Annotated in this window: 19 protein-coding genes and 5 pseudogenes; 13 read left to right on the plus strand and 11 right to left on the minus strand. The window is 71.7% G+C overall.

The window, feature by feature from the left end:
- Nucleotides 1-161: 161 nt before the first annotated feature.
- Nucleotides 162-487 (plus strand): annotated as a pseudogene (locus ACFY6U_RS08020) (molybdenum metabolism regulator); the annotation flags it as partial.
- A gap of 32 nt (nucleotides 488-519) precedes the next feature.
- On the opposite strand, the gene ACFY6U_RS08025 reads toward ACFY6U_RS08020, so the two are convergent.
- From ACFY6U_RS08025 to ACFY6U_RS08060, 8 genes and pseudogenes are all read right to left on the minus strand, one after another.
- On the minus strand, nucleotides 520-1,524 hold the full coding sequence (locus tag ACFY6U_RS08025; RefSeq protein ID WP_390035804.1) for a 2-dehydropantoate 2-reductase: 1,005 nt from the start codon (nucleotides 1,522-1,524) through the stop codon (nucleotides 520-522).
- A 133-nt stretch (nucleotides 1,525-1,657) separates the two neighbouring features.
- A pseudogene (locus ACFY6U_RS08030) lies at nucleotides 1,658-1,996 on the minus strand (sigma factor-like helix-turn-helix DNA-binding protein); the annotation flags it as partial.
- A gap of 225 nt (nucleotides 1,997-2,221) precedes the next feature.
- A pseudogene (locus ACFY6U_RS08035) lies at nucleotides 2,222-2,760 on the minus strand (excinuclease ABC subunit A); the annotation flags it as partial.
- Between the two features lie 176 nt (nucleotides 2,761-2,936).
- Nucleotides 2,937-3,473: an EVE domain-containing protein gene (locus tag ACFY6U_RS08040; RefSeq protein WP_390035806.1), complete on the minus strand. Its 537-nt coding sequence runs from the start codon at nucleotides 3,471-3,473 to the stop codon at nucleotides 2,937-2,939.
- A gap of 136 nt (nucleotides 3,474-3,609) precedes the next feature.
- Complete coding sequence (locus ACFY6U_RS08045; protein WP_390035808.1) at nucleotides 3,610-4,593, minus strand: helix-turn-helix transcriptional regulator; 984 nt, start codon at nucleotides 4,591-4,593, stop codon at nucleotides 3,610-3,612.
- A 299-nt stretch (nucleotides 4,594-4,892) separates the two neighbouring features.
- On the minus strand, nucleotides 4,893-5,306 hold the full coding sequence (locus ACFY6U_RS08050) for a cupin domain-containing protein (RefSeq protein ID WP_390035810.1): 414 nt from the start codon (nucleotides 5,304-5,306) through the stop codon (nucleotides 4,893-4,895).
- Between the two features lie 47 nt (nucleotides 5,307-5,353).
- Nucleotides 5,354-5,674, minus strand: a complete 321-nt coding sequence (locus tag ACFY6U_RS08055; protein WP_390035812.1) for a carboxymuconolactone decarboxylase family protein — start codon at nucleotides 5,672-5,674, stop codon at nucleotides 5,354-5,356.
- 18 nt (nucleotides 5,675-5,692) lie between these two features.
- A complete protein-coding gene (locus tag ACFY6U_RS08060) occupies nucleotides 5,693-6,709 on the minus strand; it encodes a zinc-dependent alcohol dehydrogenase family protein (RefSeq protein WP_390035814.1) in 1,017 nt (338 codons plus the stop codon).
- Between the two features lie 236 nt (nucleotides 6,710-6,945).
- Here ACFY6U_RS08060 and ACFY6U_RS08065 point away from each other — a divergent pair, with 236 nt between their 5' ends.
- Nucleotides 6,946-7,833: a helix-turn-helix transcriptional regulator gene (locus ACFY6U_RS08065; protein WP_390035816.1), complete on the plus strand. Its 888-nt coding sequence runs from the start codon at nucleotides 6,946-6,948 to the stop codon at nucleotides 7,831-7,833.
- A 56-nt stretch (nucleotides 7,834-7,889) separates the two neighbouring features.
- On the opposite strand, the gene ACFY6U_RS08070 is transcribed toward ACFY6U_RS08065, so the two are convergent.
- Entirely contained in the window at nucleotides 7,890-8,789 is a 900-nt protein-coding gene (locus ACFY6U_RS08070; RefSeq protein WP_390035818.1) for a helix-turn-helix transcriptional regulator, read from the minus strand.
- Between the two features lie 589 nt (nucleotides 8,790-9,378).
- Here ACFY6U_RS08070 and ACFY6U_RS08075 point away from each other — a divergent pair.
- Nucleotides 9,379-9,633: pseudogene (locus tag ACFY6U_RS08075) on the plus strand (alcohol dehydrogenase catalytic domain-containing protein); the annotation flags it as partial.
- On the opposite strand, the pseudogene ACFY6U_RS08080 reads toward ACFY6U_RS08075, so the two are convergent.
- Nucleotides 9,633-10,101 (minus strand): annotated as a pseudogene (locus ACFY6U_RS08080) (aldehyde dehydrogenase family protein); the annotation flags it as partial. The pseudogenes ACFY6U_RS08075 and ACFY6U_RS08080 overlap by 1 nt on opposite strands.
- A gap of 186 nt (nucleotides 10,102-10,287) precedes the next feature.
- Here ACFY6U_RS08080 and ACFY6U_RS08085 point away from each other — a divergent pair.
- From ACFY6U_RS08085 to hypA, 10 genes are all read left to right on the plus strand, one after another.
- Complete coding sequence (locus ACFY6U_RS08085; protein ID WP_390036544.1) at nucleotides 10,288-10,776, plus strand: TetR/AcrR family transcriptional regulator; 489 nt, start codon at nucleotides 10,288-10,290, stop codon at nucleotides 10,774-10,776.
- Between the two features lie 70 nt (nucleotides 10,777-10,846).
- Nucleotides 10,847-11,671, plus strand: a complete 825-nt coding sequence (locus tag ACFY6U_RS08090; protein WP_390035820.1) for a maleylpyruvate isomerase family mycothiol-dependent enzyme — start codon at nucleotides 10,847-10,849, stop codon at nucleotides 11,669-11,671.
- A gap of 355 nt (nucleotides 11,672-12,026) precedes the next feature.
- Nucleotides 12,027-13,526 (plus strand): hypothetical protein, encoded by a 1,500-nt coding sequence (locus tag ACFY6U_RS08095; RefSeq protein ID WP_390035821.1) that lies wholly within the window; start codon nucleotides 12,027-12,029, stop codon nucleotides 13,524-13,526.
- 3 nt (nucleotides 13,527-13,529) lie between these two features.
- The gene (locus ACFY6U_RS08100; protein WP_390035823.1) at nucleotides 13,530-14,621 is read left to right on the plus strand and encodes a hydrogenase expression protein HypE; all 1,092 of its coding nucleotides are present in this window, start codon (nucleotides 13,530-13,532) and stop codon (nucleotides 14,619-14,621) included.
- 58 nt (nucleotides 14,622-14,679) lie between these two features.
- Nucleotides 14,680-16,470: a nickel-dependent hydrogenase large subunit gene (locus ACFY6U_RS08105; RefSeq protein WP_390035825.1), complete on the plus strand. Its 1,791-nt coding sequence runs from the start codon at nucleotides 14,680-14,682 to the stop codon at nucleotides 16,468-16,470.
- Nucleotides 16,463-17,008, plus strand: a complete 546-nt coding sequence (locus ACFY6U_RS08110) for a NifU family protein (protein ID WP_390035827.1) — start codon at nucleotides 16,463-16,465, stop codon at nucleotides 17,006-17,008. Before ACFY6U_RS08105 ends, ACFY6U_RS08110 begins: the two co-directional genes overlap by 8 nt.
- Complete coding sequence (locus ACFY6U_RS08115; RefSeq protein WP_390035829.1) at nucleotides 17,005-17,625, plus strand: DUF5947 family protein; 621 nt, start codon at nucleotides 17,005-17,007, stop codon at nucleotides 17,623-17,625. Before ACFY6U_RS08110 ends, ACFY6U_RS08115 begins: the two co-directional genes overlap by 4 nt.
- A 53-nt stretch (nucleotides 17,626-17,678) precedes the next feature.
- A complete protein-coding gene (locus tag ACFY6U_RS08120; protein ID WP_093506980.1) occupies nucleotides 17,679-17,885 on the plus strand; it encodes a hypothetical protein in 207 nt (68 codons plus the stop codon).
- Nucleotides 17,886-17,919: 34 nt separating this feature from the next.
- Complete coding sequence (locus ACFY6U_RS08125; protein ID WP_390035831.1) at nucleotides 17,920-18,096, plus strand: hypothetical protein; 177 nt, start codon at nucleotides 17,920-17,922, stop codon at nucleotides 18,094-18,096.
- A gap of 7 nt (nucleotides 18,097-18,103) precedes the next feature.
- Nucleotides 18,104-18,442, plus strand: a complete 339-nt coding sequence (gene hypA / locus ACFY6U_RS08130; protein ID WP_390035833.1) for a hydrogenase maturation nickel metallochaperone HypA — start codon at nucleotides 18,104-18,106, stop codon at nucleotides 18,440-18,442.
- Between the two features lie 65 nt (nucleotides 18,443-18,507).
- On the opposite strand, the gene hypE is transcribed toward hypA, so the two are convergent.
- A complete protein-coding gene (gene hypE / locus ACFY6U_RS08135; RefSeq protein WP_390036546.1) occupies nucleotides 18,508-19,497 on the minus strand; it encodes a hydrogenase expression/formation protein HypE in 990 nt (329 codons plus the stop codon).
- Nucleotides 19,498-19,544 lie beyond the last annotated feature (47 nt).

The raw sequence follows: 19,544 nt of genomic DNA on the forward strand, positions 1-19,544 counted from the left end.
GAGCGTTGCGACGCCTGTCGTGCCGGCCGCGCCCGCCCGGGGCGCTCCGTGGCCGGATCACGGCACCGGTTCCGCCCGGACAGCCCACGGTGCCGACCACACTCAGTGACCTGACGGACCAGTTGAACACCGCGCCCAGACCGGCGTGATCCCGGCGACGGCAAGCCCGCGCTCCGGCGGCCCTGCAGGGCTCGGTGCCGGTGGCGCGGACGTCAAGCCGGCCGCGGCGATGCCGGCCTACGCGCCGGCCACGACCGTGGGTGCGGTGACCACCGTCGCGCAGGCGCCCACCGGGGCGATTGTCGTGGAGTGCGTCCAGGAGGCGGGCCGGGTCCGGGTGCACGTCGTGTCGCACGGCTACGACCAGTCGCTGAACGTCCAGTTCCCCCGCGCGATACGCGAGCCCGGGGCCCGCTCTGTCGTGGACTCCCTCCACACGGCGGCCGGCGGCTTCTACCGGGTGCGCGGTGACATCCGGCGACTCGTCCGAGCCGGAGACAACACCCTGGGGAGCGGGGTTCAGGCCGCGGCACGAAGCTCGGCGTACAGCTCCGCTCCGGTCCATGTGCGCGGGGTGGTCTCCGCCTCGTGCACCAGGGCCGCGAGCCGGGCGTTGGCGGCGGCCCTGTGTCCGTGGCTGCGGGCGACGGCGACGATCTCGCCCTGCAGTGAATCGATCTCTGTCGGGCGGCCGCGCTGCAGGTCCTCCCACATCGAGGAGCGCGCGTGGGCGTCGATCCGGAGGGAAGCCGCGGCCACCCGGCGGAACGCGGCGTCGGGCAGTTCGAGTATGTACGGGGTCAGGCGCGACGAGGTCGGCCCGAGACGGGCGGGGGTGATTCCGGCGGCGCGGTAGGCGGCGAGGGCTTCGCGCTGGCACAGGGCCAGGCAGCGGCGGTAGGCGCGTTGGCCGAGTTGGTCGCGCAGCGGCAGCCCGGACAGGGCGTTGATCGCGTTGTTCAGGTTCATCAGCAGTTTGGCGTGCTGTACGGCGGTCATGTCGCTGCGAGCCTCGACCGCCAGGTTCGCGCTGCGCAGGGCCGCGTGGAGGGTGTCGTCGGGCTCGGTCAGGAGCGTGCCCGGCATGCCCTGGTGGACGGTGCCGGGTTCGGACTGGACCACGTTGTAGGGCACCATGCCGGCGAGCACGGTGTGTGCCGGCAGGGCGGGGCGCAGGGTGGCGGGGTTGTGCAGTCCGTTCTGGAAGCTGACCACGACGGCGCCGGGGGCGAGGTGGGCGGCGAGGTCCCTGGCGGCGGCCCCGGTTCCCGCGGTCTTCACGGTGACCAGTACGTAGTCGGCGTCGGCAGCGGCCTCGGTCCCGGTGGCGAGGGTCAGCCGGTCGGGCGTGAGGTGGACGGGCGGACGGGTTGAGCCGGTGAGTGTGAGCCCTCGTTCCCGCAGTACCCGCATGCCGGACGGCCGGCCGATGAACACCACCTCGTACCCGGCGGCGACGAGGTGGCCGCCGAGATGGCAGCCGATGCTGCCGGCGCCGAGGACGGCGAAACGGGGCTGCGACACGGGTGACCTCCGGTGAATCGGCGGTGGGCCGGGGTGGGGGCCGGGTTGTCCGAGTCCTGCTGGTCAGACACGCTCCCTGCTCGATGTTGTCACAGGCGACAGCACATCAGATCCGGCCCCGGGGCCGGCGGGCTCAGGAGCCGTCGAGGTAGTCCTGCGGTACCTGTGAGCGGGACGGGTGACGGAGCTTGGTCATGGTCTTGGCCTCGATCTGGCGGATGCGTTCCCGGGTGACGCCGTGGACGTGTCCGGTCTCCTCCAGGGTCCGGGGGCGGCCGTCGGTGAGTCCGTAGCGCAGGGAGACGATGCCGGCCTCGCGGGCGGTCATGCCGGTGAGCAGGCTCCTGATGGTGTCCTGGAGGAGGTGGTGGGTGACGGCCTGCCAGGGGGCGGGCGTGTCGGTGTCCTCGACGAGGTCGCCGAACTCGCCGTAGCCGTCCTCGCTGAGGCTTGCGTGCAGGGAGACGGGTTCCGAGGTCGAGCAGGTCCAGCCCTCGGCCGGTGAAGCGCTTGGCCACGTCGGACGGCAGGAGGTCCGGCGCGCTCCGCAGTACGGCACTCATGCGACCGCCTCCTTCAGCAATGGGCCGAGGAACCTGCCGGTGTGCGACCCGGGGTGGGCCGCGATCTGCTCCGGGGTGCCCTCGGCGATCACCTGTCCGCCGCGCCGGCCGCCCTCGGGGCCGGCGAACACGGTGCCGTCGACGTGCACGCGGCTGAACCCGTCCGAGCTCAACTGCCGGAACACCTCGGCGTGTTCGCCTTTACGGTCGCGGACGACGGGGGCGAGGAGCCGGAAACGGGTGCCCTGCTCAGCAGCTGGTCGACGATGCGCCGCGGGGTCTGGCGGCTGACCGGCTCACCGCACTCGGGGCAGTGCGGGCGGCCGGTCCGGGCGTAGAGCAGACGCAGGTGGTCGTACACCTCGGTGAGGGTGCCGACCGTGGAGCGCGGGTTGTGTCCGGTTGTCCTCTGGTCGACGGCGATCGCGGGGGACAGTCCCTCGACGGCGTCGGCATCGGGCTTGCCCAGCTGCCCCAGGAATTGCCGTGCGTACGCGGACAGCGATTCCACATCACGTCGCCGCCCTTCCGCGAATATGGTGTCGAACGCCAGGCTCGACTTACCTGAACCGGAAACACCCGTGAAGACGACGAGCGAGCCCCTCGGAAATTCCACGCACACGTCACGGAGACTGTGCTGACGGCCGCCTTTGACGACGAGTCGATTGCTCACTCATTCGAGGCTACCACCGTGAAACCGCCGGATAAGGCCGCCCGAAAGCCCTTTTCTCGCGTGCTGAACCTCGCGCTTGACAGGCATTCCCGCGATGTGCGCAAAGAACGGCCCGCGGCCAAATGCCCGGAATGATCGGGACAATCAGCGCTGCTCCACAGCGCCGCGCCGTGTGCTCAGCGCGCCATCGCGTCGCGGAGCAGTTCGAAGTCCTCGACGGCCAGCGGCACCAGGCCGAAGCGCAGTCCGTAGCCCCAGTTCGGCTGCTGGGTGAGGATCAGGTCGGGGGCGACGGCGCCCAGCTCGACGGCGTGCACCGGCGCGAAGTCGACCACCCGGCGCCAGGGCCGAAACGTGCCCCTGGCACCCATGTCCATGACCTCGTCCGCGAGGTACGGCTCGTCGTCGGCGACGACTCCCAGCGCCGTGAATGCGCGGAGTTTCGCCTTCTCCCCCAGGCGCTCGGTGGGCGAGTAGATGACGAACCCGTCGCCGCGTCCCAGCCGGGCGAGATTGCGGCGGTAGCCGTGGTTGAGCTGGATCCAGCCGTACCGGGCGGCGTACCGGGCATGCTCGGCCGACACCACTCCGAGCCAGGCCCGTCGAGGCCGGACGGACGGCTTTTCCTCCGTTCCTTCATTCGCTGAGGAAATGAAGGAAAGCTGGCCTTTCATAAGCCCTCCGAAATCGCGGACCACCACTGTGATGCCCATCTTGCAGGGCCATACATGTCATCCCGCGTCATGTATTCGGGACGGATCCCCGACATCCCGCGGGCTCGTCGTCGCAGCGCGTGGGAGCACCGCGCCAGGTGCCGGCGATGTGTTCCGGTCAGGCCTGCCCGCTGTGTCACCCGCCTCGGTAGAGGCCGGCGATGTCCGCGGCGACCCGGGCGAGTTCCGCGCGCAGTTCCGGCGGTGAGAGGACTTCGACGTCGGTGCCGAAGGCCAGCAGTGGCCGGGCCGCCCCGAGCGCACGGAAGCGCAGCTCCAGTTCCGTCCACTCCCCGGCGTCGGATTCGGCTTCGGCGGCACCGAAGGCCGGCGGCAGGCCCGCCAGGTCCGCCTGATGCAGGCGCAGGAACCGGCCCAGGACGGCGCGGCGGACCCGCACCACCGCGCGCACGTCCGCGGGCGCCTCGTCGATCTGACGGCGGAGTTCGTCCCAGACGTCGGCCAGTTCCACCCCCTTGCGCCGCCGGACGGGCTCGTCGGTCACCTGCGCGGAGAGGACGCGGTCGGCGCGGAACAACCTCGGCACGCCCCGATGGTCGGCCACCAGGTACCAGACGCCGGCCTTGTCGACCAGGCCGTACGGATCGAGCGTGTACATCCGGACCCGGCCGTCCTCGCCACTCCGGTACCGCAGTCGCAGCCGCCGGTCGTCGAAGACCGCCGCCTGCATGCCGCCGAGGTCGACCGCCGGGGCCGGGCCGGTGCGCCACCGTACGGGATCGACCAGGATGCGCCTGCTGACGAGTTCGGCAGCGCCACGGTGCGCCTCCGGCAAGGCGGCCATGACCTTCCGCAGAGCCGAGCCGATGGCCTGCCTCAGGCCCAGGTCGGCGTGGGTGCGGTCGGCCAGCAGGACGAAAAGGGCGCGGGCCTCGTCGGCGGTGAGTCCGGTGACGTCGGTGCGGTAGCCGGGCACGAGCGCGATGCCGCCGTTGCGCCCGCGCTCCGCGTACACGGGTACACCGGCCGCGGAGAGGGCCTCCACGTCACGGAACACGGTGCGGACCGAGACCTCCAGGCGACCGGCCAGATCGGGGGCCGGCAGCCGGCCGTGCGTCTGGAGCAGCAGGAGGAAGGCCAGCAGGCGGTCGGACTTCATGCTTCCAGGATCCTCGGAATACCTGCCACGCGCTGACATGTATAGCCCCGTCCAGGTCAGATGTGACCTTCCATACATGACGATGCGTGACATGTATCGCACGGAAGCCTGGTGATTGCCGGACCACCTCCTGGTGCCGCCTGAACACCCCCACCGAGTAAGGCAACCGCCGACAAGGGCGTCGGCCGGGCTGTCGCCCGGCCACTGGCCGAACTCAGCACGGCCGTGTGGCTCGGCGCCCGGGACGCGATGACCGTCCGCCTGCAACGCCTCCTGGCACCGCATCAGGCCAGCGGCCCTCAGCGGGTGACGGTGGCGAGCGCTTCGGCGTACTGCTCGTCGGTCACCGGTTCCAGCCAGGTGGTGCCGTCACCGCCGGCCTCGCCGGCCACCATGGCGAGGTGCGCCATGAGGGTGGTGTCGGTGCCGCCGTGCCAGTGCTCCTCACCGGGCGGGCACTTGACGGTCTGGCCGGCGCTGACGCGTACGACGTCGCCGTCGCGGGTGCCGACGAGGCCGACGCCGTCGGTGATGTAGAGGATCTGGCCGTTGGCGTGGGAGTGCCAGTGGGTGCGGGCACCGGGGGTGAAGCGGACCAGGGCGATCGCCAGCCGGGCCGGCTCGGCGGGGGTCTCGATCATGTTGAGGTAGACGTCGCCGGTGAAGCGCTCGGCCGGGGCCTTGGCGGTCGGGGTCTGCGTGACGAGTTCCACGGAGGGCGTTCCTTGCTGTGCGGTTGCGGGGAAGTGGTGTGCGAGGGTCAGGCGTCGCGCTCTTCGGTGAGCGCCTTGAGCTGGTTGATCGCAGTCATGGCGTTGGGCCAGCCGGCGTAGAAGGCCAGGTGGGTGATGGCCTCGGAGAGCTCCTCGACGCTCAGGCCGTTCTCCAGTGCCACGCCCAGGTGGTAGGGCAGCTGTTCGCCGCGGTAGAGCGCGGCGAGGACACTGACGGTCACCAGGCTGCGATCGCGTGGTGAGAGACCGGGGCGCTCCCATACGTCACCGAAGAGCACCTCGTCGGTGACCTCGACGAGCTTGGGCGCGATCGCCTCCAGCTCCTTGGGTGCGGACTGCTTGGGCATGCTGTCGCTCCTTCGTCGTCAGGGCTTGAGGAGTGCCTTGACGGCTCGGCGCTCGTCCATGGCCCGGTAGCCCTCGGCGACCTGGTCGAGGGGCAGGGTGAGGTCGAAGACCCTGCCCGGGTCGATCCGGCCGGTCACGACGCGTTCGATGAGGTCGGGCAGGCAGCGGCGCACGGGGGCGGGGCCGCCGCGCAGGCCGACGTGGGAGAAGAAGAGCTCCTGCCCGTCGACGGCGACGTCGTGCGGAACGCCGACGAAGCCGACGTTGCCGCCGGGGCGGGTGGAGCGCAGCGCCTGCTGCATGGCCTCGGCGGTGCCCACGCACTCCAGGACGCTGTCGGCGCCGATGCCGCCGGTGAGGTCCTTGATCCGGGCGATGCCCTCGTCGCCGCGCTCGGTGACGATGTCGGTGGCGCCGAACTCGCGGGCCAGTTTCTGCCGGGACTCGTGGCGGCTCATGGCGATGATCCGCTCGGCGCCCATCTCCTTGGCGGCGATCACCGCGCACAGTCCGACCGCGCCGTCGCCCACGACCACGGCGGTGGAGCCGGGCTTGACCTCGGCGGCTTCGGCGGCCCACCAGCCGGTGCCCATGACGTCGGAGACGGCCAGCAGACCGGGCCAGAGCTCTTCGCCCGGCACCTCGTCCATGGCGACCAGGGTGCCCTGGGCGTTGGGAATACGGACATAGTCGGCCTGGCAGGTGCTCATGAACTCGCGGTGCAGGCAGTTCGACGGGAAGCCGTTGCGGCAGTTGGCGCAGGTGTTGTCGGAGGTGGCGAACGAGCCGACGACGAACTGGCCCGGCTTCACGGCCGTGACCTCGGAGCCGACCTCCTCGACGAAGCCGACGTACTCGTGGCCCATCGGGTGGGCGCCGCCGATCGGCTCCAGGCCGCGCCAGGGCCACAGGTCGGAGCCGCACACACAGGTGACGGCCGTGCGGATGACCGCGTCGGTGGGGTGGAGGATCTTCGGGTCGTCCAGCGTCTCGAAGCGGACGTCGCCGGGGGCATGGATCACTGCGCCGCGCATGAGGGTTCCTTTGCTCACGTGGAACGGGGACCGCTGAGGGCGGTCCGCGTAGGCCCGGCCCTGGGCCGCGAGGTGTCCGCGCGCCGGGGGCGGGCGGCCCCGTCCCCGCCGACGGACGGCCGGGGACAGCGCCACGTGCTCCAGGTAACCGCCCCCGATGGCGGCCGGCCAGTCACCGTCGATGGGTGTACCGGCAGTACATCCCTCCTGCGGCCCGCTGCACGTACGGTCGAAGGGTGGACAACCAACAGGAGGTCCGCGAGTTCCTCACCTCGCGGCGCGCCAAGATCACCCCTGAGCAGGCCGGACTGCCGTCCGGGACCCGGCGCCGCGTCCCCGGGCTGCGCCGCAGTGAAGTCGCGGCCCTCGCCGACATGAGCGTGGAGTACTACGCCAAGCTCGAACGCGGCAGTCTCGCCGGTGCCTCCCCCGCCGTCCTGGAATCCGTCGCCCGTGCCCTTCGCCTCGACGACGCCGAACGCGCCCATCTCGTCCATCTGGCCCAGGCCGCCGACGGCTCCGACGCGCTCACCCGCCCGCGGCGCCGACGCCCGGCCCGGCAGTGGACCCCGCACCCGAGCCTGCAGTGGACACTCGACGCGATCACCGCAGGCCCCGCCTTCGTCCGCAACGGCCGCATGGACATCCTCGGCACCAACACGCTCGCCCGCGCGTTCTACAGCGATGTCTACGCGAACCCCCACAACCAGGCGAACCTCGCGCGCTTCGCCTTCCTGGACCCCGCTGCCCGTCGTTTCTACCCCGACTGGGGCCCCGCCGCCGACATCACCGTCGCGATCCTGCGCACCGAGGCCGGCCGCAACCCCCACGACAAGGAGCTGCACGACCTCGTCGGGGAGCTCTCCACCCGCAGTGACGACTTCCGGACCCGCTGGGGCGCCCACAACGTCCGCCACCACGGCACCGGCACCAAGAACTTCCACCACGAGGCCGTCGGAGACATCACCCTCGCCTACGAGGGCCTGGAGATGACGGCCGAACCCGGCCTCACCGTCACCGTCTACACCGCCGAACCCGGCTCGCCCTCCGAAGAGGGCCTGCGCCTGCTCGCCTCCTGGGCCGCGACACGGGAAGCCCTCGCCGGGCGGCCGCGGGAGAACTGAGCTCCCTCCCCCGCGGCGCATCCGCGGTCCCGGATGGCTGCGGCGCCTCTTGGTGGTCAGTCGTTCCGGGAGGGGACGCCGGTTCCGGTGCCCACCCAGCCGGCGAGGAGGGCGAGTGCCTCCCGCTCCCGGGAGTCCGGTTCGGGCGTGTAGAAGTTGAGGCGGAGGCCAGGGTCGGAGGGCAGGTCCATCGCCTCGTAGGGAAGGGCGAGATCGCCGACCAGCGGATGGTGCAGGTACTTCACGCCCGAGCGGTGGAACTTCACGTCGTGGCGTGCCCACCGGCGGGCGAAGTCGTCGCTCCTCGTCGTCAGCTCGCCGACCAGGTCGGTCAGCACCCTGTCGTGCGGCGCCCGTCCCGTCTCGGCACGCAGGAAGGCCACCGCGTCGTCGGCGCCCTTGTCCCAGTCGGTCCAGAACTCACGGCTCGCCGGGTCCAGGAACATGAATCGGGCGGTGTTGACCGGCCCGCGCCGGGCGAACAGGGGCGAGTCGAAAAGCGGCGCGTACAGGGCCCGGCCCAGCGTGTTGGCGGCCAGGATGTCGAACCGGGCGTTGCGCACGTACGCCGGCACGTCGGTCATGGAATCGAGCAGCCGCAGGATCGTGGGCCGCACCCGGGACGCGGTCACCGCGGACCGGCGGCCCGACGGGGCCGCCGCGCGGGCCAGGTCGTAGAGGTGGGCGCGCTCGGCCTCGTCGAGCTGCAGGGCGCGGGCGAGGGCTTCGAGCACGGAGTCGGAGGCACCGCTGAGGTTTCCGCGCTCCAGCCGGACGTAGTAGTCCACGCTCATGCCCGCCAGCAGAGCGACCTCCTCCCGGCGCAGCCCCGCCACCCGGCGGTTCCCGCCGTAGACCGGCAGCCCGGCCTGCTCCGGGGTGATACGCCCCCGCCGGGTGCTCAGGAACTCACGCACCTCGCCGGCCAGGTCCTTCTTCTTGTCACTCTCAGTCATGGTCAGGCCTCGGGAGGTTGATCGGCAGCGCCTCGGCGGGCGGGTCCTCGGACCGGTCGGCGTCGTGTGGGCCTGGCCCGCCCCCTCACGGTAGGTGCGTCGGTGAACGCCTGCGAGGTACTGCCATTACCTGGAACAGGAGTGACTCCCACCTGCGCGTCCGTCCGCGGTTGGCTGGAGGAGGCCGAGGGCTGCACGTCCTCGACGGGCCCGATGGAACCGACCTCAGGGAACACCGTGCGCGCAGCACTCATGTACAAAGCCGGCGACGTCCGTGCCGGGCACGGCGTCGACCCGTGCCGCGAGGAAGCGCGAGGCCGTCAAGGCACGACGCCGACGACGGGGCCGGTGACGCGATGACCACCGCCGCACAGCGCGCGCCGGGACCCGCGGCGGCGCGGCCCGACGGGACTCCCGGTCCACGCGACGCTCATCCTTGCGATCATCTGCGTCAGCTACTTCATGGTCATCCTCGACAACTCGATCGTCTTCACGGGGCTGCCGCAGATCCGCTCCGACATCGGGTTCTCCGAGACCGGGCCGTCCTGGATCACCAACGCCCACGTCCTGGTCCTCGGCGGACTGCAAGATCCAGCGGCCGACCGACGCCGTCGTGCGGATCGTGCTGTCCTGCGTCTGCGGCAGCGACCTGTGGCCCTACAAGTCCCTGGCGCCCACCGACAATCCGCGCCACATGGGCCACGAGTTCCTCGGCGTCGTCGAGGAAGTCGGCTCCCAGGTACGCACCCTCAAGCCCGGCGACGTCGTCGTGGCGCCCTTCGTCTGGGCCGACAACACCTGCGTGTACTGCAGCGAGGGCCTGCAGACCTCCTGCCCGGACGGCAGTCCCGGCACCGCCCGGTCGAGATCCGCGTCCGGCAGGATGATCGCGGCCGACTTGCCGCCCAGCTCCAGGCTGACCCGCTTCAGCTGCTCGCCGGCGATGGCGGCGATCCTGCGGCCGGCCCGGGTCGAGCCGGTGAACGCGATCTTGTCGATGTCACGGTGCGAGACGAGGTACTCGCTGGTCTCCCGGTCGGCGGGGAGGACGCTGATCACGCCTTCCGGCAGCCCGGCCCGCTCCAGCAGTTCGGCGAGCAGCCCCATGCTCAGCGAGTTCTCCGGGGACACCTTCAGCACGACGGTGTTGCCGGCCAGCAGCGCGGGGATGAGCGCGGTCGACGTCGGCGGGCCGGGCCTGGGCGGCACGGCCGATGACCTCCTGGTCGTGCGGCGAACGGATGTCGAGGAGCGCCGGGTCGCTGGGCGCCGTCCACGAGCCCGCGACGTAGAGACGGCCGTAAGTGATCATGTGCTCTCTCCGGAGGATTCGAAGAACCTACTCGGTTATCTGTCACTCCAATGTAGCACTTACTGTCACTGGGGCCTCGCGTGAGTCGCGGAAGGTGGGACAGGTTCCACAGTTCCGGATATGCTCTGGCCCGTGAGAGCCGACGCAGCACGCAATCTGGAAGCCGTTCTGACCACCGGGGCCCGTATGCTCGCCGCCGATCCGGGCGCGAGCATCGCCGCGATCGCCGCCGAGGCCGGTGTCGACCGGCGCACCGTCTACCGGCGGTTCGCGTCCCGCGAGGAGCTGCTGGCGGCCATCTACGAGGCTCGGTACGACGCGGTCGAGCGGGCTGTCGAGCACGCCAGGCTGCGCGAGGCCCCGGTCGCCGTGGCGCTGCACAGGTACGTCGAGGAGATCATCGCCGTCAATCGCAAGTGGCCCGTGGAACTCACCCGGCTGAAGGCCGACGACGCGATCCGGGAGCGGCGCGACGCCCTGGTCCGGGAGGTGGACGACTTCCTGCGGCGGGCCACCGAGGAGGGGCTGCTCCGCGACGACCTGCCGCCCGCCTGGGCGAGTTCACTGCTGCCGCAGCTCATGCACCTGGCGTCGCAGCAGCTGCCCGAACTCGGCGCGGCCCAGGCCGCCGACACGGTCGTCGACACCTTCCTGCGAGGGCTCGGGGCACGGTGATCGCCGCGGGGGTTGTGGCGCGCCCGTGCGTCTGATTGGGTACCGCGCGACAGAACAGGGGGTGACCGGCGTGGATCAGGCGGCACGGCAGGACGTCCACGGGGCGCTGCCCGCGGGGCTCGGGCAGGCGATACGGCAGACCGCCGCCGACATCACGGCCGTCCTCGACGGCGTCGCCGACACGGATACCGCCGTACCGGGATCGCTGTGGACGGTCGGCGAGGCGGCGGCCCACCTCGCGCTCGCCAACGAGCTGATGGCCGACCTCGCCGTGGGGCGGGAACGGCCGTACGGGGACGGCACAGCACAGAGCCTGGCGGCGGCCAACTCCGAGTCGCTGGCCGTGTTCGGGGAGCGCCGGGCGGCGCCGCTCGCGGCCATGATCACCGAGCAGGCGGAGCGTTGCGCCGACGCGCTGACCGCGGCGGCCGACGGTCCGGCGCCGGTGACCCCGCTCGGCCCGATGGACCGGTCCGTACTCGCCTCCTATCTGCTCACCCACATGCTCGGCCACGGCTACGACCTCGCCCGTGCGGTGCGCCGGCCGCACATGATCGACGCCGAACGGGTCGCGTGGTGCGTGCCGTTCCTGCTCTCGGTGATGCCGGCCGTGGCGGACGGCACGGCCACCGCCGGTCTGACCGCCCGCTACACGATCCGGCTGCGCGGTGGCGGCGGCGCCTTCGGCGTCACCCTGTCCGACGGTGCCGTGCAGGTGGCCCCGGAGCCGTCGGACCACGCGGACTGCACGATCCTCATCGATCCGGTCGCCTTCCTGCTCATCGCCCTCGGCCGCCGCAACCCGTGGCTCGCCATGGCCCGGGGCCAGGTGCTCGCCTACGGACGCAAGCCCTGGCTCGGGCCCCGCTTCCCCGCCCTTTTCGTCGCCCCCTGACACCGCCCCGGCCGCCGCCACTGCGACCTCGCGTCCGTCTGCCCAGGCCTGCGGCATCGACTTCTCGGTCCGCGCAGACGGTCCGCCCAGACGGTCCCGGTCGGCCCAAGCCGTCCGGCCGCCAGGACCGCCTCCGTCCGCCCCCGGACCGCCTCCGTCCGCCCGGACCGCACTCCGTCCGACAGGGCCGTCCCGCCAGGGCCGTCCCGCCAGGGCCGCCTCCGCCCACCGATCCGGCGCGCCCCCGGGCACCCCCCGTCCGGCCCAACCCCGCTCGGCCAGAAGAGGCGCGCGGGCGTGACCGGTGTGACCGTGGTGGAAGGTATGGGCGCGCCCGCGGATCCGAGGAGGCTGCATGGCCGAGGGACTGGTCGACGGCAGAGCGCCCCGCACTGCCCTGGTGGACGGCTCCGGCCGCCCCGCGCCGACCTTCGAAGCGATGAGTGCCGTCGCCGATGCCGTGCTCTACGAGGGTTATCTCCTGTACCCCTATCGGCGGTCCTCGCCGAAGAATCGTGCCCGCTGGCAGTTCGGGGTCCTCTTCCCCCGCGACTGGGTGGAGGCCGACGGTCCGGTCGGAGCGGGCATGTCGGGTGCGGCGGACTCCTGGTACCAGCGGACGGAGTGTCTGCTGCGGGTGCGCCGGCCGGATGCGGCCGTGCGGCTGCGGGTACGGGTGCGGTATCTGCACCTGCAGCACAAACAGGTCGAGGACGCCGACGGGCGGCCCGTCGAGTCGCTGACCTGTGACGACGGAACCGTGCAGCTGACCTTCGCGGAGGCGGTGGCCCGCGCGGCCGACTTCACGGTCACGCTGGACGAGGGCGAGCACAGGTTCGCGGTGGGCTCCCCGGCCGCGACCGACACCGAGGAACTGCCCTCCGGCGCCGGGCGGATCGTACGTCGCCGGACGGAGGTGCGGGCGAGCGCCGTCCTGGAGGCCGAGCGGCTCGGCGAGGACCTCTTCCGGCTCCGGGTGCGCACCACGAACGACGGGCACGTGGAGGATCCGCACGCCCCGCGCGACCTGGCCCTGCGGCACGCGCTCATCGCCACCCACACCCTCCTCGGCGTCGAGGGCGCGGAGTTCGTCTCCCTGATCGACCCGGGCCGGGCCCTCCAGAAGGCCACCCGGAGCTGCCGCAACGACTTCACCTTCCCGGTGCTCGGCGGTGCTCCACCTGCCACCGCCCCCGAGGACGGCTCGGCCTCTGCCCTGCTGCTCTCGTCGCCGATCATCCTCCCCGACCATCCGCAGGTGGCACCGGAGAGCCCCGGTGACCTGCACGACGCCGGTGAGATCGACGAGATCCTCACCCTGCGGACCATGCTGCTGACGGACGAGGAGAAGCGGGAGGCCCGGGCCACCGACCCGCGGGCCGCCGAGATCCTCGACCGGGTCGACACCATGCCGCCTGAGGTCTTCGAACGCCTGCACGGTGCCATCCGCTCGCTCGGCCCGGCCGGCGAGTCCTCCCCCGACGCGCGTCCCGCCTGGTGGCAGGAAGGCGGCGACGACGGGCTCTCCCCGGCCACCGACACGGTCCTCGTCGACGGCGTGCGGGTCGGTGGCGGCAGCCCCGTGCGGCTGCGCCCGCGCGGCAGGGGTGCCGACGCCCAGGACATGTTCCTGGCCGGCCGGACCGCGACCGTGGCCGCCGTCTTCCACGACGTGGACGGCAGCACCCATCTCGCCGTCACCGTGGACGACGACCCGGCGGCCGAACTGCACGGCTGGTACGGGCGTTTCCACTACTTCCGGCCCGACGAAGTCGAGCCGCTCGGGGGCACCGACGTCCCGGACCCAGCGGCGGCTGAAGAGCCGTCCCCGGGACCCACTCCATCGGAGGCCTAGCACATGAGCACCAGCAAGAACGGCACCACGGCCGTCGCCGGCGAGGCCGGCCGAGCCGGCGAACACCAGGGGTTCGACGAGATCACCATCCTCTGGATCTCCGAAGGCATGAGCTGCGACGGCGACACCGTCTCCGTGACGGCCGCCGACCAGCCCTCCATCGAGGACCTGGTCCTGGGCCTGATCCCGGGGATCCCGAAGGTCAACCTGGTGAACAAGGTGCTCTCGCCGAGCCTGGGCGGCGAGGACTTCCTCGCTCCCTACCGGAAGGCGGCGCGGGGCGAGCTGGAGCCGTTCATCCTCGTCATCGAGGGCTCCATCCCGAACCAGAACATCATCGAGGGCGAGGGCTACTGGACGTCCTTCGGCAACGACCCGGAGACGGGTCAGCCGCAGACCCTCAACGACTGGATCGACGAACTGGCGCCCCGGGCCTGGGCGGTGGTGGCCGTCGGCACCTGCGCCACCTTCGGCGGCATCCACGCGATGGCCGGCAACCCGACCGGCGCCATGGGCCTCGCGGACTACCTCGGCTGGGACTTCAAGTCGCAGGCCGGGCTGCCGGTGGTGAACATCCCGGGCTGCCCGGTACAGCCGGAGAACTTCATGGAGACCCTGGTCTGGGTGCTCTACCACGCCGCCGGCACCGCGCCCCCGCCGCCGCTGGACCACATGCTGCGGCCGCAGTGGCTGTTCGGGCGCACGGTGCACGAGGGCTGCGACCGAGGCTCGTACTACGAGCAGGCGTCCTTCGCGACGGACTACAACTCGCCCAAGTGCCTGGTCAAGACGGGCTGCTGGGGTCCGGTCGTGAACTGCAACGTGCCCAAGCGGGGCTGGATGGCCGGCATCGGCGGCTGCCCGAACGTCGGCGGTATCTGCATCGGCTGCACCATGCCGGGCTTCCCGGACGCGTTCATGCCGTTCATGGACGAGCCGCCCGGCGGCACCCTCTCCTCGCTTGCGATCAAGCCGTACGGGGCGGTCATCCGCAGGCTGCGCGGCTTCACCAACGACCTGGTCAACCACGAGCCGAAGTGGCGCCACAACAAGCGCAAGCTCACCAGCGGCTACGCCCCGCGCTGGCGCCCCTGACGCACCACGGCCAGTCCCCCCACCCCCGTCCCCCCACAGCAAAGGTCAGCGAACGCCGATGACAACCGAGGCCCGGCAAAAGGGGCGCAAGCCCGCGCAGATCGTGGACATGTCCTGGGATCCGATCACTCGGATCATCGGAAACCTGGGCATCTACACGAAGATCGACTTCGCCAACCGGGAGGTGGTGGAGTGTCACAGCACCTCCTCCCTCTTCCGCGGCTACTCCGTCTTCATGAAGGGGAAGGACCCGCGCGACGCAGGGTTCATCACCTCCCGTATCTGCGGCATCTGCGGCGACAACCACACGACGTGCTCCGACTACGCCCAGCAGATGGCGTACGGCGTGAAGCCGCCGCCGCTCGCCGAGCACATCGTCAACCTCGGCGAAGCGGCCGAGTACATGTTCGACCACACGATCTTCCAGGACAACCTGGTCTTCGTGGACTTCTGCGAGCAGATGGTCAAGGCCACCAACCCGAGCGTCCTGGCCCGCGCGCAGAAGACCAACGCGCCGCGCGGTGACATCCACGGCTACCGGACCATCGCCGACATCATGAAGGCCTTCAACCCCTTCGAGGGCGAGGTCTACAAGGAGGCCCTGAAGGTCTCCCGTACCACTCGCGAGATGTTCTGCCTGATGGAGGGCCGGCACGTCCACCCCTCCACCCTCTATCCGGGCGGTGTCGGCACCATGCCGTCGCCGACCGCGTTCACCGACTACCTGAGCCGGCTGATGCACGTCATCGACTTCGTGAAGAAGGCCGTCGCCATGAACGACGACGTCTTCGACTTCTTCTACGAGGCGCTGCCCGGCTACGAGGAGGTCGGCAAGCGCCGTATCCTCCTGGGCTGCTGGGGCGCCTGGCAGGACCCGAAGGTCGTCGACTACCGCTACGAGAACATGGAGCGCTGGGGACGGGCGATGTACGTCACCCCGGGCATCGTGGTCGACGGCGAGCTGGTCACCAACAGCCTGGTCGACATCAACCTGGGCCTGAGGATCATGCTGGGCAGCTCCTTCTACGAGGACTGGGTGAACGAGGACCCCTTCGTCACCCACGACCCGCTCGGCAACCCCGTCGACATGCGGCACCCGTGGAACCAGACGACGCTCCCGGTGCCGCAGAAGCGGGACTTCGAGGGCAACTACAGCTGGGTGATGAGCCCCCGCTGGTACGACCAGCGCACCGGGGACCACCTGGCCCTGGACACCGGCGGCGGCCCGCTGGCCCGGCTCTGGTCGACCGCGCTGAGCGGCATCGTCGACACGCCGTACATCAAGGCCACCGGCACCAGCGTCCGGATCTCCCTGCCCAAGGGGGCGAGCCTGCCGGAGACCACGCTGGAGTGGAAGATCCCGAAGTGGTCGAACACCCTCGAACGCGACCGTGCCCGGCCGTACTTCGTCGCGTACGCGGCCGCCATGGCCCTGCAGTTCCTGGACGAGGCGATGGGCCTGGTCCGGTCCGGCGACACCAAGGTGTTCGAGGACTTCGAGGTGCCGGACGAGGCGATCGGCTGCGGCTTCCACGAGGCCGTGCGCGGGGTCCTCTCGCACCACCTGGTGATCAAGGACAAGAAGATCGCCAACTACCACCCGTACCCACCGACCCCGTGGAACGCCAGCCCGCGGGACAAGTTCGGCACCCCGGGCCCGTACGAGGACGCCGTCATGGGCCAGCCGATCTTCGAGGAGAACGGCCCGGACGACTTCAAGGGCGTCGACATCATGCGCACGGTCCGCAGCTTCGACCCCTGCCTGCCGTGCGGTGTCCACATGTACACGGGCAAGGGCAAGACGCTGAGCGTCACCCACTCGCCGGTGTACGGGGCGAACCATGGCTGACGGACGGCTCGACGGCCCGGCGGTCGAGTCCCGGCTGGCCCGGCTCGACGGGCTGCTGGAGAGCCTGGAGTCCGCTCCGGGGCCGACCGGCGGCTCGGCCGTGGAGGCGGTACGGCTGCTGACCGAGGTCTACGGCGAGGCGCTCGCCCGCGTCCTCGACCACGCGGACGCGCCCCTGGCCGAGCGGCTCGCCGACGACGAGCTGCTCGACCACCTCATGGTCCTGCACGACATCCACCCGGACTCGCCCGAGCGCCGGGCCGCCCGCGCGGTCGAGCGGCTGCGTCCCGCCGTGCGGGAGCGCGGCGGTGACGTCGAGTGGGCCGGGGTGGAGGGCGCGGTGGGCCGGGTGCGGCTGGCCACGGGCGGCGGTTGCGGCTCGGGGTGCGGCGGAGGTACCACGGAGGTGACCGACGCCGTCCGGGAGGCGGTGCTCGCCGCGGCCCCCGAGCTCGCCGACGTGCAGCCGGTGCCCGAGACCCCGGCGCCCGCCTTCGTCCCCCTGGACTCCCTGCGCCGGCCGCAGGAGGCCCGGTGACCACCCGGACACCGACCGGCGGAGCCCTGGCCCGCCTCATCCGTTCCTCGGCCGACCGGCAGCCGGCGGCCGGGGCGGAGGTGTGCGACCTGTGCGCCGAACCGCTGTCCGAGGACCACCCGCATCTCTACGACACCGGGCAGGCCGAGGTCCGCTGCGCGTGCCGCGCCTGCTCGGTGCTGTTCGCCGACGCCCGGCAGGGCACCGGCGCGGGCGACGGCCAGTTCCGGCTGATCCCGACCCGCCGGGTCCGCCTCCCGAAGGTCGACACCGCGGCCCTCGGGGTCCCGGTCGGCCTGGTCTTCTTCGTGCCGCGCGCCGACGGCTCGGTCACCGCGGAGGGGCCGAGCCCGGCCGGGGCCATGCGCTGGGAGGTGGCGGCGGCGGCCTGGCAGCGGGCGGTGGCCGGCTGTCCTCCGCTGGCCGGCATGACCCCCGATGTCGAGGCGCTGCTGGTCAACACGGTGCACGGCCTCGACCACCACTGGATCGTCCCGGTCGACGACTGCTTCCGCATGCTCGCGGTCGTCCGCCGGGAGTGGCGCGGCCTGTCCGGCGGTGGCCGGATGTGGCCGGCCGTGGAGCGTTTCTTCGAGGAGCTCACCGAGCGGCCCTGAGCCGAACGGCCTCGAGGAACGGCAGCACAGGAAGGCTCAGGAAGGAGAACCCCATGGGCAGCATCAGAGTCGGCCGCGCCCAGGCGAGGCCCGACACGCCGTCCCACGTGCCCGGCATGCACCAGGGCAACAGGGGCCCCTACACGAAGCAGACAGGACACCACCCGGACGGCACCGCCGACGCGCGGCGCTCGACCAACATCCACTGGAAGCGGCACGACGTGCTGCTGGACGTGATGCCGAACATCCCGCCCGGATGACCCAGAGCGACCCAGAACGACAGGGAGTTCCCGCATGAAGATGCAACGCAAGAGAACAGGTACGGCGGCCCAGCGCGTGCTGACCGCCGAGGTCGCCGTGGTGGGCGCGCTGCTGGTGGCGCTGTTCGTCACCGAGATCCCCAGCATGATGCGTGAGATGAGGATCTGGCGGATCGCCGGCGGGCTGCGCGCCGGTCACCGGTATCCGTGAGCCGGACGTGCACGAGCTGTCGATCGCGACCGCGATCGTGGAGCAGGCCGACGAGTGGGCCCGGGCGGACGGCGCGGACCACGTCTGTGCGGTGACCGTCCGGGTCGGCGAACTGTCCGGGGTCGTCCCCGACGCCCTGGACTTCGCCTTCGAGGTGGCCCGCGACGGCACCGCGCTCGCCGGGGCCCGGCTGGTGGTCGAGCAGGTGACCGCGCGGGCCTGGTGCGAGCCGTGCGCCGAGGAGTTCGCCGTGGGCATGCCGCCGTTCTTCTGGTGCCCGCACTGCGACCGTCCCTCCACCGAGCTGCGCAGCGGCCGGGAGCTGGAGATCACCGCGGTCGAATGACCCTGCCGGTGTCCGGGACACCCCGGGCACCGGCGGAGTCGTCGCCCTGTCTTCGGGAGATGTCTTCAGCAGATGCGCGGGAGCTGCTCCCCGAGCGGGAGATCGACGACCCGGGTGCCGCCGAGTCCGGTCGCCACCACGACCATGCCGGGGTGCTCGGTCACGCACTCCCCGATCCGGGTCGCGCCGGCCCCCTGCGGATGGGAGCGCATCGCCTCCAGCACCGCGTCGGCGTCCGTCGGCGGGACGAAGGCCACGAGCCTGCCCTCGTTGGCGACGTAGAGCGGGTCCAGGCCGAGGAACCCGCAGGCGTTCGCGACCGCCTCCGGTACCGGCAGGGCGCGCTCGGTGAGCCGTACGCCGGTTCCCGAGGCACGGGCGATCTCGTTCAGGGAGGCGGCCAGGCCGCCGCGGGTCGGGTCGCGCAGGACGTGGACGTCGGGGGTGACGTCCAGCATGGTCGCGACCAGGTCGGCCAGCGGCGCGGTGTCGCTGGCGATCTCGACGCCGAACTCCAGCCCCTCGCGCACGCTGAGCACGGCGACGCCGTGCAGGCCGATCGGTCCGCTGACGATGACGGCGTCGCCGGGCCGGGCCCGCTGCGGCCGGATGTCGACCCGCTCGGGGACGAGGCCGACGCCGGCGGTGGTGACGTACACCCCGTCCCCGTGGCCGCTCTCTACGACCTTGGTGTCGCCGGTGGCGATGGTGACTCCGGCCGTCTCGGCGGCCGCGCCCATGGCGCGCGCGATGCGTTCGACGACGGCCAGCTCGACGCCCTCCTCCAGGACGAAGGCGGCGGAGAGGTAGGCGGGCCGGGCGCCGCTCATCGCCAGGTCGTTGACGGTGCCGTTGACGGCGAGGTCGCCGAGGCAGCCGCCTGGGAAGAACAGCGGCCGTACGACGTAGGAGTCGGTGGAGAGCGCGAGGCGGGCGCCGCCGAGGTGGAGGACGGCGGAGTCGGTCATCCCGGCGAGCAGGGCGTTGCCGTAGGCGGGGGCGAAGATCTGCTCGATCAGTTCGGCGGAGAGGGCGCCGCCTCCGCCGTGGCCCATCACCACGACCGGCTGGTCGCGGATCGGCGCCGGGCAGCTCCAGTTCG

The organism is Streptomyces sp. NPDC013157 (assembly GCF_042899865.1).
Taxonomy (GTDB): Bacteria; Actinomycetota; Actinomycetes; order Streptomycetales; family Streptomycetaceae; genus Streptomyces.

Bases quoted from the DNA above. Each gene is read 5' to 3' on its own strand.
- ACFY6U_RS08040 (WP_390035806.1), bottom strand. From the start codon at position 3,473: ATGGGCATCACAGTGGTGGTCCGCGATTTCGGAGGGCTTATGAAAGGC.
- ACFY6U_RS08045 (WP_390035808.1), bottom strand. From the start codon at position 4,593: ATGAAGTCCGACCGCCTGCTGGCCTTCCTCCTGCTGCTCCAGACGCAC.
- ACFY6U_RS08055 (WP_390035812.1), bottom strand. From the start codon at position 5,674: ATGCCCAAGCAGTCCGCACCCAAGGAGCTGGAGGCGATCGCGCCCAAG.
- ACFY6U_RS08060 (WP_390035814.1), bottom strand. From the start codon at position 6,709: ATGCGCGGCGCAGTGATCCATGCCCCCGGCGACGTCCGCTTCGAGACG.
- ACFY6U_RS08070 (WP_390035818.1), bottom strand. From the start codon at position 8,789: ATGACTGAGAGTGACAAGAAGAAGGACCTGGCCGGCGAGGTGCGTGAG.
- ACFY6U_RS08085 (WP_390036544.1), top strand. From the start codon at position 10,288: ATGCTCGCCGCCGATCCGGGCGCGAGCATCGCCGCGATCGCCGCCGAG.
- ACFY6U_RS08095 (WP_390035821.1), top strand. From the start codon at position 12,027: ATGGCCGAGGGACTGGTCGACGGCAGAGCGCCCCGCACTGCCCTGGTG.
- ACFY6U_RS08100 (WP_390035823.1), top strand. From the start codon at position 13,530: ATGAGCACCAGCAAGAACGGCACCACGGCCGTCGCCGGCGAGGCCGGC.
- ACFY6U_RS08105 (WP_390035825.1), top strand. From the start codon at position 14,680: ATGACAACCGAGGCCCGGCAAAAGGGGCGCAAGCCCGCGCAGATCGTG.
- ACFY6U_RS08110 (WP_390035827.1), top strand. From the start codon at position 16,463: ATGGCTGACGGACGGCTCGACGGCCCGGCGGTCGAGTCCCGGCTGGCC.
- ACFY6U_RS08120 (WP_093506980.1), top strand. From the start codon at position 17,679: ATGGGCAGCATCAGAGTCGGCCGCGCCCAGGCGAGGCCCGACACGCCG.
- ACFY6U_RS08125 (WP_390035831.1), top strand. From the start codon at position 17,920: ATGAAGATGCAACGCAAGAGAACAGGTACGGCGGCCCAGCGCGTGCTG.
- hypE (WP_390036546.1), bottom strand. From the start codon at position 19,497: ATGGGCCACGGCGGAGGCGGCGCCCTCTCCGCCGAACTGATCGAGCAG.